The organism is Sphingopyxis sp. Root154 (assembly GCF_001427105.1).
In the GTDB taxonomy this organism is placed as follows: Bacteria; Pseudomonadota; Alphaproteobacteria; order Sphingomonadales; family Sphingomonadaceae; genus Sphingopyxis.
This window is the reverse complement of the sequence record NZ_LMGI01000002.1, coordinates 892,391-906,694: the sequence shown is the minus strand read 5'-3', so window position 1 is coordinate 906,694 and position 14,304 is coordinate 892,391. Positions and strand designations below refer to the sequence as shown.

The window sequence follows — 14,304 nt, the reverse complement described above, 5'->3', positions numbered from 1 at the left end:
CATCGGGCCGCGAACAGGTGTCGCGCGCGGCCTCGAATCGGCTGAAAGGCGCCATGCCAGTCGGCCATCTTGGGGATGCGCGTCAAAATCATTGCAGTCTAATCGAGAAATGTCGGTATACTATGTCCAAATGCTATGACTTTTAAGTGGCCGGCGTTGGGAAAAATCAAATGCGCCCTTTTATCGTCACCCCGGACTTGATCCGGGGTCCAGCTTGATCTTGAACGCCGGCGATGCGTCAAAAAAGCGGGATCCCGGATCAAGTCCGGGATGACGGAAGAAAATCGAGCAACGTCCGCTCACCACGCCATAGCGGACATGCACAGGCTTCGATGCCCGTTGGCGGGCGGGTCAGCCGAATTTCCCATTGATCGATTGCGAATAGCAAGATTGGTCGAGCATGTGACGGCTCGGAGCGACTAGCTGGTGCAGCCACGGAGAATGGATTTATGAAGGCGGCGCTTCGAAACTATCATAACCGGATGCAGCGGGTGCTGGACTATATCGACCAGCATCTCGACGGTGATCTCGACCTGGACACGGTGGCCGGCATTGCGGCTTTTTCCAAGTTTCACTTTCACCGGCAATTTACGGCGACCTTCGAGTTGTCGGTGAATCGCTACATCCAGCTTGCCCGTATGCGGCGCGCTTCGCACCAGCTTGCCGGTCGCGACGCGTCAAGCGTCACCGACATAGCGATGGACGCAGGTTATGATGCACCAGATGCCTTCGCCCGCGCCTTCCGGCGACGGTTGGGGCAGTCGCCTTTGTCGTTCCGGAAATCCCCCGACTGGGAACCGTGGCTTGTGGCCTTCGGGCCTCTCGACAACGCGAGGAACAAGCTCATGCAGATTATCTTTACCGACGACGACGTGACAATCCGCGATGTGCCGCCCACGCCGGTGGCGATCATGGAACATCGCGGCGACCGGGCGACGCTCGGCGACACTATTCAGCGCTTCAGGGACTGGGGGAAGGCGGCCGGCTTGGCGCCCGGGGCAAACCCGACCTTCATGGTCTTTCGTTCCGAAAGATGTCCGGCCAACCCGGCCGATTACAGCATGGACCTGTGTGTCGCGACCGACGCGCCGATCGAAACGAACGATCCGCAAATGAAGGCTGGCGTGATCCCCGGCGGGCGCTGCGCGGTGCTGCGCTATCCCGGCAACACGAACAATCTCGAGCCCGCCGCGCTCTACCTTTATCGCGACTGGCTTCCGACCAGTGGCGAGGAAGCGCGCGCATTTCCGATCTATTGCAGGCGCCGGCTCGCCCTCATTCCCGAGGTGCCGGCGCATGAGGTGGTTGTGGAATTGTTTCTGCCACTGGAACAGGTGATGGCCTAGCTCGACGCCACCACCTGCTTCACATGCGCGAGACACGCCTCGGTCTCGCGTTGTACATCAGCGTTGAGCCACGCGATGATCTCGGGCGTCGGCCCGATATCGGGCTCCAGCAACGCGAAATCCAGATACACCGGCGGGGTGATCGGGCGGACCGCGACGCCCAGCCGGTGAAAGCGCGGCGCGCTGAACGGCTCGGCGATCGTCACCCCCAGCCCGGCTTCGACGAACGCATATAATATCTGCGAATGCTGCGTCTCCAGCCGCCGCGATACGCTGATGCCTGACTCTTCGAGGGCGGTGTCGATCCCGGTCCACAGCGCATCGGCTTCGTGCATCGGGCCGACGAACTCCTCGCCCGCCAGATCGGCGATCTCCAGCCGTTCGCGCGCCGCGAGCGGGTGGTTGGCGGGCAGGATGCACACATATTCGGCGCGCGCGAGCGGCGTCGACCTGATGCCTTCGCGTCCCTGCATATCGACCCCGACGCCAAGGTCGGCCTGACCCAGGAACACGCGCTCCTCGATCGCGCGCTGGCCGAGCGACTCGACGATGATCTTGATGTCGGGATAGAGGATCCGGAAGCGCGCGATCACCGCGGGCAGGATCGCCATCGCGATCGCCGCCAGCGCCGCGATCCGCACGGTGCCGACGGGATGCGCGCGAATTCGCCGCGCCGCCTGGTCGAGCAGGTCGAGCCCGGCGTAGCTTCTTCGCACTGCCTCATACAGCGCCTGCGCCTGCGCGGTCGGATGCACGCGCGCGCCACGCCGGTCGAACAGCCGAAAGCCGACCGCGCGCTCCATATCGGCGATCAATCGGCTCACCGACGGCTGGCTGATATTCAGCATCGTCGCGGCGGCGGTAATGCCGCCGCTCATCATCACGGCGCGAAACGCCTCGACCTGTCTCATTCGCATCGGCCATAGTATGCACGTATGACTGCTGGATGCAATTCGATTGGATGCGATGGAAGAATTGGGCGTATAGATCGCCATTGAATAAATCCGGGAGAGACGAAATGGATTATGCGGCCCAGCGCGAACAATTCGCGACCGAAGGCTATGCGGTATTTGAACGCATCCTCGAAGGACCGCTGCTCGACCTGCTGCGCGCGGAATGCGGCCGTGTCATCGATCGCGAAGACGCCCGCCTCGACAGCCTCGGCGTCAAAGTCGACGGCATCAGCCACAAGGGCAAACGTTACTTCGCCGGCGAATGCCAGCGCCAGCAGCCCGATCTCCGCAAGATGCTGTTCAGTGAGACCATGGCCGACATCTGCCGCGCGACGCTCGGCGATGACGCTTACTTCTTCTACGACCAATATGTCGTGAAGGGCGCCAGCGAAGGCATGCCGTTCAGCTGGCACCAGGATTCGGGCTATGTCGTCGGCAACGGCGGCCCCGCCGACCACAAGCCGTACCTGACCTGCTGGTGCACGCTCGACGACACGACGGTCGCCAACGGCACCGTGCGCATCCTGCCCTTCTCGCAGGCGCCCGAGACGCGGGGTGGCATCGTCCCGCACATCCGCCAGCCGGGCAGCAACGACCTCGTCGGCTACACGGGCGACAGCGAAGGCGTGACGCTCGAAGTCCCTGCGGGCAGTGTCGTCGCCTTCTCCAGCTTCGCGCTCCACGCGACCGGATCGAATTCGACCCCGAACATGCGGCGCGTCTATCTCGCGCAATATTCGTCCGAGCCGATCCTCAATCCCGGCACCAACCATCTCCGTCGCAACGCGATCGCCTTTCTGCGCGGCGGCAACCAGGTGACCTTCAACTGAGGGAGATCGTCATGACCGCTCGCCCCCGCATCGTCGCACTCGGCGGCAACGCCACCGCTGGCGGCTCGGCCGAACGCCTGCTTCGCCACGCGCTCATGCGCTGCGAAGCGCAGGGCGCGGAGACAAAGCTCTTCGCGGGTGAAGCGATCGACCTGCCGATGTACGCCCCGCACCGCAGCGAACGTTGTTCGAAGGCGCAGGCGCTGATGGCCGCGCTGCGCGACGCCGACGGCATCATCGTCGCCTCGCCCGCCTATCACGGCACCGTGTCGGGCGTGGTTAAGAATGCGCTCGATTATGCGCAGGATCTCGTCTCCGACGCGCAGCCCTATTTCGATGGCCGCGCGGTCGGGTTGGTCGCGGTCGCGGGCGGGTGGCAGGCGGCGGGCAGCACGCTCGCGACGCTGCGCTCGATCACCCATGCGCTGCGCGGCTGGCCGACGCCGATGGCGGTCACCGCCAACTCCAGCCAGCCGCTCTTCGATCCCGACGGGATGCTGGCCGATCAGGGGATCGCGTCGCAACTCGACATCATGGCCGGACAGGTCGTGACCTTCGCGCGCATGAAGCGCGCCTATGCGGACGGGGGCAGGGTCGCCTTGACGGCCTGACGTCCGCCATCCCGGAAGGCAGTTTGCGATGCCTTCCGGTCCTTGCGGAAGCGTCTAGAACTTCACGCTGAGCCCCGCGGTGATCCGGCGATCGGTGAGGCCTTGGAAGCAGAGCAGCGCCTTGTTGTTCACGCAATATTGGTTCTGATCGCCGCGCAGCAGGTTGATGCCTTCGACCCCGACATTGATATTCTCCGTGATGTCGTAGTTGATGCTCGCGTTGAGCTGCCCGCGTGCGCCGTTGATCAGCGGTAGCCCGAAAAAGAACGGATCGTTCGACACATAGCTGGAGCGCCACGTGTAGCGCAGGCGCGCGTTCAGCCCGTATTTGTCGTAAAACAGCGTCGCATTATAGGCATATTTCGACAGGTTCGTCAGCGAGATCAGGTCCTGCGAACCCGGATAGCCGAGCTGGGTGAACACCGTCCGCGGGCCATCGGCGGCGCGATATTCGCGCGCCGAGCCGCCCGCCTTCTGATAGGTGAAGTTGCCGATGACGCCGAAGCCCGACGCAAAACCGAGCGTGTCTTCCCATGCCGAAAGATCGTGCTGGAACGCGACCTCGACGCCGGTTTGCGTCGTGGTTCCGGGAACGTTGAAGGTCGAGCTGCGCGGGACGCAGATGCCGACGCCCTGAATCGGGTTGTTGATGTTGCGGTTGGCGATCGGATTGTAGATGCCGCCGCCGGGGCAGGCCGGATCGATCGAAATGTTGAGATTGCCGTTCGCATCGAGATTGGGCGCCGGGTCTTCCTGCCGCTGCGCGAACAGGTTCGTGCGACTTTTGTGGAAGAAGCCGATGCTGATCAGGCTCGACGGCGCGAAATAATATTCGCCCGACAGATCGAACGACCACACCGCTTCGGGGACAAGATCGGGGTTGCCCACCGCGACCGGTGTGTTCGCGCCGGTGCCAAAGGAGAAGGACGTCGACAGCGTGTCGAAGTTCGGACGGCGAATGTCGCGCGCGATGCCCGCACGCACGACCAGCTTGTCGGCCGGCTCGAGGACGAGGCTGAAGCGCGGCAGCAGGAAATTATACGAACTCTTCGCGACCGTCTGCCCCGTGATCGCGCCATTCGCGATATTGTTGCCCGTCGACGACAGCCTGGTGTGCAGCCAGCGGAAACCCGCGTTGCCGCGCACCGGCATGCCGGCAATTTCGCCTTCCATATTGGCCTGGAAATAGGCGGCGTTCGTCGTTTCCTTGATGCTGAAGAAACCGGCGAAAGATTCGGTCGGGGTCGCAAGCGACGCGACAGCGGGGCCCTGCGTCCGCGCCGCGTTGCTCGCCGCAATTGCCTTGTTCAGCGATTCCAGCACCTTCGCCGGGTCGCGGAAGGACAGGCCGCCGTCGATCAGCAGGAAATCGGGGAAATAGAGCCTGCGCTTGTCGGCCGCATTGAAGTTGCTGGGCCCCGGAATCAGGACATCCGAAAACAGGTCGCCCGATGGCCGGTTCCACGCGCTGGTTGTGTTGGTCAGGCTGACATTGTTCGAAAATTCGCTGTTCTCGGCCGATGTCCGGTTCCAGCGATAGCCGAAATCGAGCGACGTGACGAAGGGGTTGAGGTTGGTCGTGTCGTAAGAGAAATCGAGGCGCGCCGCCCTTTCCTCATTGTCGGTCGAATTGGCGCCCTGCGTGACCTGCTGCAGCTGATAGTTCGCGGGGTCGAGCAATTGCGCCGTCGTCGGCGCAAAGGGGCTCGCCTGATCGATGCCGAATTGCAGCGTGCCGCCGCGCAGGTCGAATTCGATCGGCACGCCATTGTCGATGCTGCGCCCGATCACTGGCTGGGGGCCATTCGGATTGATGAAATCGAGCGTCGTCGAGAAGTTCGGGAAGTCGGATTTCGAGGTCGACAGCGATACTTCGGCGCGCACCTTCAAATTGTCGGTCGCCTGCCAATCGGTCCCCAGATCGAAGACGCGGCTTTTGGTAACGCGCGCGCCGGTGTCGCTCGACGTCCGAAGATTCGGGTCGATCACGCTTCCGGTCGTGCCGCCGATGCCGATGGTGCCGGCCACCGCAGCCTGAACGCTGCCCAGATCGATGGGGCCATTCGGTCCGTCGAGCCGCCCGAAATCGACCGTCTCGAAATCGGTGTTGTTCATCGCGTCGACAACCGACGGCGTCGCGGTGCCCGAAATCTGGACGCGGTGGCTCTGCTGCCCGCGGCGCTGGTTGTTCAGCGTCGCGTCGAAATAGAATTTCAGATCGTCATTCGGTTTCCATTCGAGCGCGGCCGTGCCGTTGTACGTCTCATATTCGTAATTCTCGAGCCCCTGTTGCAGGAACTGGATGCGCAGGAAGGGAAACGCCTCTGCGCTCGGGCCCGAGCCCGGCATGACGAGCGCGTCGCGGTCGACGCGCGGCTTGAACGACGCGACATCCTGCCGCGCGTAACTGCCGCTCAGCACGATACCGATTTCGCCGATGCCGGTGTCCCACCGGTTGCCGAGCGTCGCCGACAGTCGCGGCAGGGTCGATTTCGACAGATCGCTGTTTTCCATCTGCGCGCGCGCGGCGATCAGCGGTTCCTTGAGATCGAGCGGGCGGATCGTGCGGAGATTGATCGTGCCGCCGACCGATCCTTCGATCGTCTGCGCGGTCGGAACCTTGGTGACCTCGACCGAGGCGATCAGCGCGGCGGGCAAATCCTCGAAGCTGATGCCCGAACGGCCGGCGCCCGATCCTACGGTCGAAACGCCGTTGATCTCGGTGCGGTTCGCGTCGGTGCCGCGGATCTGCACCGCGTTGCCGACGCCGGCTTGTCGCGTGATCTGAACCCCGGTGACATTTTCCAGCACTTCGGCGAGGTTCTGGTCGGGCAGTTTGCCGATATCCTCGGCCTGAATGACCTCGACGATATTGTCGGTGGCGCGCTTTTCGCCCAGCGCGGTGGCAAGGGAGCTGCGAATGCCCGTCACGACGATCGCATCATCACCTGTCTCATCGGCGGTGGCTGTCGTGCTATCCTGTGCGGTGGTGTCCTGCGCAAAAACGGGGCTGCCAAGCATCGCCAGCGCTGTGGTGCCGAGCAGCGCCGCCGCAAGGTTAACTTTGCCGGCGCCCGATGCGCGAACGATGCTGCCCCGAATCATCCCACTCTCCCTGTTGATCTTGTTTGGAGAGAAGCTCGCTTTGTCAGACCAATATGTCAACCCGTGTTGTATACCGCAAACCGGTTGATATTGTCCTACCTCTTGTATAGTCCAATGAGCAAGAATCATAAAAAGGGTGAGGCGCAGTGCAGATAAGGGCGGTTTTGACGGTAGCGATGCTGGCCTCGATGGCGCATCCGGCATTGGCGCGTGATATGCTCGTGGCTGATCAAGCGCAGTATAGTGCGGCGGTGAAAAAGGCGCAGCCGGGGGACACGATCATCCTCGCCGATGGCGAATGGCGCGATTTCCAGATCGTCTTCACTGGCCATGGCAGCGCCGCCAAGCCGATCACGCTGACCGCGCAGACGAAGGGCAAAGTGCTTCTCACCGGACAGTCGAACCTGCGCATCGGTGGTCAGAACCTGCTCGTTTCCGGCCTTGTCTTCAAAAATGGCGCCAGCCCGACCGGTGAGGTGATCAGCTTCCGCCGCGATTCAAAGACGCTCGCGACCGACACGCGCGTCACCGAAGTCGTCGTCGACGGTTACAGCAAGGCCGATCGCCGCGCCGAGGACATCTGGGTCGCGCTCTATGGCACCGGCAATCGCGTCGATCATTCGCATTTCGAGGGCAAGACGAACAGCGGCGTGACGCTCGCGGTGATCCGCCGCGCCGGCGACCCGCTCGATAACCGCCACCGCATCGATCATAATTATTTCGGCCCGCGCCCGCCGCTCGGCTCGAACGGCGGCGAGACGATCCGCATCGGCACCAGCGAGGAATCGCTCTCGGCCTCGAACACGATCATCGAACGCAATATTTTCGACCGCACCAGCGGCGAGGTCGAGATCGTCTCGATCAAATCGGGCGGCAACATCATCCGCGAAAATCTGATACTCGAAGCACAGGGCGCCATCGTGCTGCGCCACGGCAACGGCAACCTCGTCGAACGGAACATCTTCCTTGGTAAGGGCGTGCCCGACACCGGCGGTGTGCGCGTGATCAACCGCGACCAGATCGTACGGAGCAACTATTCCGAGGGTCTCGCTGGCACCTCGTTCAAAAGCGCGATCAGCGTGATGAACGGCGTGCCCAATTCGGTGATCAACCGTTACCACCAGGTCGCGAATGCGCGGATCGAGGGCAACAGCATCATCGACAGCGCGCGCATCACCTTGGCCGCGGGTGCTGACGCCGAACGCTCGGCCGCACCGGCGGACAGCAGGTTCGAGCGCAATCTGATCGTCGGCGCCAAGGGGCAGGATCCGTTCCGTGCCGAGGGCGAGATCGGTGGCATCGCGCTCGCGGGCAATGTCGAGGCGAAGGTCGCCAAGCCGCTGCTAGGCGCGGGAGTCGAACAGCGCGACGTGGTGCTCGAACGCGCCGCCAACGGTCTGCTTTACCCGGCCGATCCGGCGCTTGCCGCGGTCGGCGCGCCGCGTGACCTGAAGCCGGTTACGCGAGGTGAAGTCGGTGCGAGCTGGTATCGCGGTGACGCCCCCGAAGCGGCATTCGGCAGCGGCAGCAAGCGGCCGCTCGCGGCGGGCGCGTCGCTCGCAGATGCGGTCGCCGATGCGAAGGCGGGTGATACGCTGACGCTCGCGACCGGCACCTATGACATCGCGGCGCCGCTGACCGTGCGGCATCGGCTGACCATCGCGGGCGCGACGGACGCGAAGCCCGTGCTACGCGTCACGTCGAGCCTTGCCCGGATCGAGGGCGGCGGCGGATTACGCCTCAAAAATCTCGCGGTCGATGCGAGCGGTGCGCCCGGCGACGGCGCGCTGATCGCAGTCGCGGGCGGCGTCGCTCCTAACTACAGCGTCGCGCTCGATGGCGTGTCGGTGCGCGGCCCCGGCAAGGGCCGTCTCGATGGCATTGCCATGGTGCCGGGCACCTTCGCTGACGATGTGACGATCCAGAACAGCGACTTCGCGGAGATGGGCGTCGTCGTTGTCGCGACCGGCGAACAGGAACCCAGAGGCTGGTATCCGATGGAGCGGCTGACGATCAGCGGTAGCCGCTTCGCGCGCGTCGCGATGATCGCCGACCTCTTGCGCAAGGGCACCGACGAAAGCACTTTCGGCCCTTGGTTCGCGATGACCGGATCGAGCGTCGCGGGCAGCGGCCGGGACGGCGCATCGCTGCGTATCTCGGGCGCACAGCACGCCGATATCGTGCAGAATAATTTCGCCAAGTCGGATGGCATCCTTGTCATTCATTCGGTCGGCGCTCCCGAAACGCGGATCGCGTCGAACGCCTTTGTCGCGACGCCCGCGCCGCGGATCGAGGAACTCGCGTGGAAAGGGCCGCCACGCGGTCAGATCGTTGGCAATGTCGTGGAGGCGCGGCCGTGACCCGGGCCATCGCACTTCTCCTCGCCGCGGCCGCGCTTCCGGCCATCCCCGTTTTCGCACAGACGCCGCCAGCCGCTTCGTCGCAGGCGTTCGCGCCGTTATTCTCTGCCGAGATCGAGCGCGCCAAGGCGGGCGTCGAGGCGTCGATCAAGGCGGGCATCAACGTGCCCGTGCCGAAGGACCCCGGCGGCGGCTTCACCCACGAACAGCATAAGCGCAATTATCGTACGATCTTCGAGGGCGGCCAGCTTTATCGCCTGACCGGCGACGTCCGTTATCGCGACCATGTCCGCGACCTGCTGCTCGCCTATGCCGACCTCTATCCGAAGCTTGGGCCGCATCCTGCGGCGTCGAACCAGGTTCCCGGCCGGCTGTTCTGGCAGAGCCTCAACGACAGCGTCTTCCTCGTGAATGCGGTGCAGGGTTATGCCGAAATTCGCGATGCGCTGTCCGCCGCCGACCGCAAGCGGATCGACGACAATGTCATCCGCCCGATGGCGCATTTCCTGTCCGACGGCTCACCCGAGGTCATCAACCGCATCCACAATCATGCGACTTGGGCTGCTGCCGGGGTCGGCCTGTCGGGCTATCTGCTCGGCGACCGCGACCTTGTCGAGAAGGCGCTGCTCGGGCTCGACAAGAGCGGCAAGGCGGGTTTCCTGCGCCAGCTCGACCTGCTCTTTTCGCCCGACGGCTATTATGCCGAAGGGCCTTATTATCAGCGCTATGCGCTGCAACCCTTCGTCGTCTTCGCGGCGGCGATTGCGGCGAATGATCCGGATCGCAAGATTTTCGACTATCGCGACGGCATCGTCCTGAAGGCGATCCGCACCGCGATCGATGTGACGCACGACGGCTATTTCCTGCCGATCAACGACGCGATGCCCGACAAGAGCCTGCGCACCGAGGAACTCTATCACGCCGTCGCCATCGCCTATGGCGCGACGAAGGATCCGACCTTCCTGTCGATCGCCGACTGGCAGGGCCGCACCGTGCTGACGCCAGCCGGGCAGGCGATGTCCGCCGACCTCGCCGCGGGCAAGGCCAAGCCGTGGCCGTTCGGCTCTCGGCTGCTCTCCGATGGCCCCGATGGCAAAGACGGTGCACTCGTCCTGCTGCGGACGAAAGCCGATCCCACCGGGCCGCTGCTTGTTGCGAAGAATACGGTGCAGGGCATGGGGCACGGCCATTTCGACCGGCTCGGCTGGCTCTATTATGACGAGACCGGCGCGGTCGTGACCGATTATGGCGCCGCGCGCTTCCTCAATGTCGAAGCAAAGCGCGGCGGGCGCTACCTCCCCGAAAACGACAGCTGGGCGAGTGCGACGATCGCGCACAACACGCTGGTCGTCGATGAACAAAGCCACTTCGCAGGCGACTGGAAGGCCGGCGAAAAATCGGGGACGCGCCAGCTCGCGGCGTCGCTCGAAGGCCCGACGCGCTACGCGATCGGCGAAATCGACGCCGCGTATAAGGATGTCAAAATCCGCCGCGCGCTCTTGCTGGTCGAGGTCGACGGCCTCGCCAATCCCCTAACGCTCGATATCCTCCACGGGACTGGCAGCGGCAGGCATCGTTATGACCTGTCGCTGCATTTTTCGGGGCAGATCATCGACAGCGACATCGCGTTCGACCGAAAGCTCGCCGAGCGGCCGGTGCTGGGCAAGGCGAATGGATATGAGCATCTGTGGGTTGACGGCGAAGGCACGAAGGCGGGCAAGGCACGGCTGACGTGGATGCAGGGCAGCCGTTTCTACAGCTATCATATGCTTCCGCCTGCAGGCGCGCGCTTCATCGTCGCCGAAAGCGGTGCGAACGATCCCGAATTCAACCTGCGGCGCGAACCCGCACTAATCCAGCGCGTCGATGGTGCGGCGAACGCCAGCTTCGTCAGCCTGCTCGAACCGCACGGCGCGTACGACGCGTCGGCCGAGACGGTCGTTGCGAGCAGCGCGCGCGTGACGGCGCTCGAGCATCGCAAGGAGAAGGGCGTCGATCTGGTCCTGATCACCTTCGTCGACGGGCGCCGCATCGCCATCGCGGTCGCCGACGATGTCACCGCCGGGGCCAAACACAGCGTCGCCGTCGACGGCCGAACGCTTGCTTGGACCGGCCCCGTCGGCCGCCTCGACCTCGCCAAAACCGGAGCGAAGAAATGAGCAATATCAAGGGCCGCTTCCGCTGGTGCGTCATCGCGCTGATCGCGCTCGCCACCGTCATCAATTACATCGACCGCAACGCGCTCGCGGTGATGTGGCCCGAGGTGTCGAAGGAGATCGGCGCCACCAAGGAAGATTATGCGCTGCTGGTGACGATCTTCATGATCTTCTACGCCTTCGGCCAGTCGATCTTCGGGCGCATTTTCGACGCGATCGGCACCCGCATGGGTTTCACCATCTCGATCGTCGTCTGGTCGCTGTCGATCGCCGCGCATGCATTGGTGCGCTCGATGCCGTTGCTCCTCGTCCTGCGCGCAACGCTCGGGATCAGCGAAGCCGGCAACTGGCCCGGCGCGGCGAAGGCGAACGCCTTGTGGTTCCCGTCGCGCGAGCGCGCGCTGGCGCAAGGCATCTTCAACGCCGGTGCCTCGCTCGGCGGCATCATCTCGGCGCCGCTGATCGCGCTGCTCTTCGTCCAGTTCGGCTGGCACGGCACCTTCCTGCTCATCGGCGTGCTCGGCTTTATCTGGCTCGTGCCGTGGCTCTGGTTCTACAAGGCCGATCCCGAAAAGCATCCGGGGCTCAGCGAAGAAGAGCGCGACTATATCCTGACCGGTCGCACCGAGGCGGGCCGAGACGACAGCCGCCGCGTGCCGCTCGGCGAGTTGCTGCGCTATCGCCAGAGCTGGGGCGTCATCCTGTCGCGCTTCTTCCTCGACCCGGTGTGGTGGCTCTTCGTGTCATGGCTGCCGATCTATCTCGCCGAAACCTTCGGCTTCGACGTCAAGAAGATCGGGCTTTTCGCTTGGGTGCCCTTCGTCGGCGCGATGCTCGGCAGCCTGTTCGGCGGCTGGTTCGCGGGACGGATCATCAGCAAGGGCGGCGGCGTCCACAAGGCGCGCACGCTGACCATCGCGATCGGCTGCGCGATCATGCTGCCCTCGCTGCTGTTCACGATCGGCGCGAGCGAGCCGCTCAATGCGGTGCTGCTGATCGCGTGCATCCTCTTCGGCTTCCAGATGGCGATCGGCAATATCCAGACGCTGCCGAGCGACTATTTCGGCGGCGGCGCGGTAGGCAGCCTCGCGGGGATCAGCGGCACCGCGGCGGTCGCCGGCACGCTCATCACCACCTGGCTCGTCCCGGTACTTACCAAGACCAGTTACGCGCCGATCTTTGCGCTCAGCGCGGCGATCGTGCCCGTCTCCTTCCTCTGTTTCTGGCTGATCGGCGGACGCGTCGAACCGGTCGTCACCAAACCCACCAACACCCAAGAATAAGGAATAGCATCACATGAACCTCCAGGGGAAAACCGCGCTCGTCACCGGCGGCGGACGCGACATCGGCCGATCGGTATCGATCGCGCTTGCGCGCGCCGGCGTCCGCGTCGCGATCAATTACAACAGCGACCGCGAAGCCGCCGAGGACACGCTGAAGACGATCAAGGATGCGGGCGGCGACGCCTTCCTGATCCAGGCCGACGTCACCGACAGCGATGCCGTGAAGGCGATGCTCGACGAGGTCGGCATCGCGTTCAGCGGCCGCCTCGACATCCTCGTCAACCTCGCGGGCGGGATGATCGCGCGCAAGACGCTGAGCGAGATGGACGAAGCCTTCTTCGACCAGGTCATGACGCTCAACCTGAAATCGGTCTTCCTCGTGCTGCAGGCGGCGCAGCCCTTCCTCGGCGAAGGTTCGGCGGTCGTGAACGTGTCGTCGCTCGCCGGCCGCGACGGCGGCGGTCCGGGTGCGTCGGTCTATGCGACCGCGAAGGGCGCGCTGATGACCTATACGCGCTCGATGGCCAAGGAACTCGGACCGCAGGGCATCCGCGTCAATGCCGTCTGCCCCGGCCTGATCGGCACGAGCTTCCACGACATTTTCTCGAAACCCGAAGGCCGCGCCGCGACCGCGGGCAACACGCCGCTGCGCCGCGAAGGCCATCCCGACGAGGTCGCCGACACGATCGTCTATCTGGCATCGCCAGCGGCGAGCTTCCTTGCGGGCGTCTGCCTCGACATCAACGGCGGGCTGGGCTTCTCCTGATGCGCCGGCTCATAGCGACGGCCGTCGTTGCCCTGCTCGCGAGCGGGGCGCAGGCCCAGACCCGCGAGCGGACCGATGCGCCGCCGCTCGAGCCATACAAGATCATCTTGGTCGGCGATTCGACGATGGCGCCGCACAGCGGCTGGGGTGGCGCGTTCTGCTCGCGCCACGTCAAATCGTCGGTCGCGTGTCTCAACGCCGGCCGCGGTGGGCGCAGCACGCGCAGCTATCGGCAGGAAGGCGGCTGGGACATCGCGCTCGCCGAGGCGAAGGTGCCCGGCTATCGCGGCACCTGGGTGCTGATCCAGTTCGCGCACAACGATCAGTCGAGCAAATCCGAACGCAGGACCGACGAGACGACCGAGTTCCCCGCCAATCTCCGCCGCTTCGTCGAAGAGGTGAGGGCGGCGGGGGCGACGCCGGTGGTCGTCACCCCGCTGACGCGCCGCGAGTTCAAGGACGGCAAGCTCAGGAACACGCTCGCGAGCTGGTCCGATCAGGTGCGCGGCGTCGCGAAGGCGATGGACGTGCCGCTGGTCGATCTCAACGCGCTCAGCGCTGCGCAGGCGCAGGAGATGGGCGCGGAGACGGCGACGAAGCTCGCGCAGGAACCGCCGACGGCTGAGGAACTTGCTGCGGCGAAGGCGGGCACGACGCTGACTGCGCGCCCGGCACCGCCAGAGCCTGCGCCGATCGCCGGCGATGGCGCGCGCGGCCAGGTGACGCGCAAGTTCGATTACACGCACCTCGGCGAGATCGGTGCCGAGGTCACCGCCAAGCTCGTCACACAGGCGCTCGCGCGCGCCGTGCCCGGGCTGCGGAGCCAGCTCGTCCGCTGATAAAACGTGTATGGCAAAATGGACTAACCAATTTGCCATACAGAGTGGTTGACAA

The 14,304-nt window shown here is 64.4% G+C and carries 10 protein-coding genes; 8 read left to right on the top strand and 2 right to left on the bottom strand.

Going from position 1 to position 14,304, the window contains the following annotated elements; translation table 11 throughout:
• Window positions 1-449: 449 nt before the first annotated feature.
• Window positions 450-1,346: an AraC family transcriptional regulator gene (locus tag ASD73_RS10060; RefSeq protein WP_056371959.1), complete on the top strand. Its 897-nt coding sequence runs from the start codon at window positions 450-452 to the stop codon at window positions 1,344-1,346.
• Here the strand turns inward: ASD73_RS10060 and ASD73_RS22755 are convergent.
• Window positions 1,343-2,263, bottom strand: a complete 921-nt coding sequence (locus ASD73_RS22755; protein WP_056376017.1) for a LysR substrate-binding domain-containing protein — start codon at window positions 2,261-2,263, stop codon at window positions 1,343-1,345. The two genes, ASD73_RS10060 and ASD73_RS22755, sit on opposite strands and share 4 nt — an antisense overlap.
• Before the next feature lie 101 nt (window positions 2,264-2,364).
• On the opposite strand from ASD73_RS22755, the gene ASD73_RS10050 reads away from it, so the two are divergent.
• On the top strand, window positions 2,365-3,129 hold the full coding sequence (locus ASD73_RS10050) for a phytanoyl-CoA dioxygenase family protein (protein ID WP_056371956.1): 765 nt from the start codon (window positions 2,365-2,367) through the stop codon (window positions 3,127-3,129).
• A gap of 11 nt (window positions 3,130-3,140) precedes the next feature.
• Window positions 3,141-3,740, top strand: a complete 600-nt coding sequence (locus tag ASD73_RS10045; RefSeq protein WP_056371954.1) for an NADPH-dependent FMN reductase — start codon at window positions 3,141-3,143, stop codon at window positions 3,738-3,740.
• A 54-nt stretch (window positions 3,741-3,794) separates the two neighbouring features.
• Here the strand turns inward: ASD73_RS10045 and ASD73_RS10040 are convergent, their stop codons facing one another.
• The gene (locus ASD73_RS10040) at window positions 3,795-6,845 is read right to left on the bottom strand and encodes a TonB-dependent receptor (RefSeq protein ID WP_056371952.1); all 3,051 of its coding nucleotides are present in this window, start codon (window positions 6,843-6,845) and stop codon (window positions 3,795-3,797) included.
• 221 nt (window positions 6,846-7,066) lie between these two features.
• On the opposite strand from ASD73_RS10040, the gene ASD73_RS10035 reads away from it, so the two are divergent.
• The 5 genes from ASD73_RS10035 to ASD73_RS10015 are packed head-to-tail and all read left to right on the top strand — an operon-like array spanning window position 7,067 to window position 14,249.
• Window positions 7,067-9,205 (top strand): chondroitinase-B domain-containing protein, encoded by a 2,139-nt coding sequence (locus ASD73_RS10035; protein ID WP_200934929.1) that lies wholly within the window; start codon window positions 7,067-7,069, stop codon window positions 9,203-9,205.
• Window positions 9,202-11,364: a heparinase II/III domain-containing protein gene (locus ASD73_RS10030; protein WP_056371949.1), complete on the top strand. Its 2,163-nt coding sequence runs from the start codon at window positions 9,202-9,204 to the stop codon at window positions 11,362-11,364. Before ASD73_RS10035 ends, ASD73_RS10030 begins: the two co-directional genes overlap by 4 nt.
• Window positions 11,361-12,644, top strand: coding sequence for an MFS transporter (locus tag ASD73_RS10025; protein ID WP_056371947.1), 1,284 nt, complete (start codon window positions 11,361-11,363; stop codon window positions 12,642-12,644). Before ASD73_RS10030 ends, ASD73_RS10025 begins: the two co-directional genes overlap by 4 nt.
• A 13-nt stretch (window positions 12,645-12,657) precedes the next feature.
• On the top strand, window positions 12,658-13,410 hold the full coding sequence (locus tag ASD73_RS10020; protein ID WP_056371946.1) for an SDR family NAD(P)-dependent oxidoreductase: 753 nt from the start codon (window positions 12,658-12,660) through the stop codon (window positions 13,408-13,410).
• Window positions 13,410-14,249, top strand: a complete 840-nt coding sequence (locus ASD73_RS10015; protein ID WP_156377348.1) for a rhamnogalacturonan acetylesterase — start codon at window positions 13,410-13,412, stop codon at window positions 14,247-14,249. The genes ASD73_RS10020 and ASD73_RS10015 overlap by 1 nt, the downstream gene beginning before the upstream one ends.
• The last annotated feature ends 55 nt before the right edge of the window (window positions 14,250-14,304 follow it).